The sequence below is a fragment of the Mesorhizobium sp. P3_A9 genome (assembly GCF_056402975.1).
This window is the reverse complement of the sequence record NZ_JBFUGJ010000799.1, coordinates 1-607: the sequence shown is the minus strand read 5'-3', so window position 1 is coordinate 607 and position 607 is coordinate 1. Positions and strand designations below refer to the sequence as shown.

At 67.9% G+C, this 607-nt stretch carries 1 protein-coding gene; it reads right to left on the bottom strand.

Annotated elements, in window-relative coordinates; all coding sequences use genetic code 11:
• On the bottom strand, positions 1-607 hold a 607-nt coding region (locus tag AC1DX0_RS36810), incomplete at both ends, for a glutamate--tRNA ligase (RefSeq protein ID WP_477359575.1).

Here is a 607-nt window from a genome sequence, read left to right as displayed (position 1 = left end):
GTCGTGCGCAGCCGCGACATTCTCCGAGGTGCCGACCAGCACGGCCAGCGAAGCGACGGCCATCGGCTCGATGCCATCCTCGCGCAGGCTTTCGATGGAGAGCGCGCCGGTGCGCTTCGACAGCCCCTCACCCGAGACGGTGGTCAAAAGGTTATGGTGGCCGAAAACAGGCGGCTCGGCGTCCAGCGCCTTGAACAGGGCGATCTGCACGCCGGTGTTGGTGACATGGTCGTCGCCGCGGATGACGTGGCTGACGCCCATCTCCATGTCGTCGACGACGGAGGGCAGCGTGTAGAGATAAGTGCCGTCCTCGCGCACCAGGACCGGGTCGGACAGCGAGGCCAGATCGACCGTTTCCTCTCCACGCACCAGATCGGTCCAGTGGACCTCGGTGCGCTCCGGCTGCTGCGGATCGCCCGAGAAATTGGGCAGCAGGAAGCGCCAGTGCGGCCGGCGCCCGTCAGCCTGGTACTCGGCCACCTGCTCTCGCGTCAGCGCCAGCGCCTCGCGGCCATAGACCGGCGGCAGGCCGCGCGTACGGCGCACTTTTCGCCGGAGATCGAGTTCCTCCGGCGTCTCGTAGCAGGCATAGAGCACGCCCTCCGCC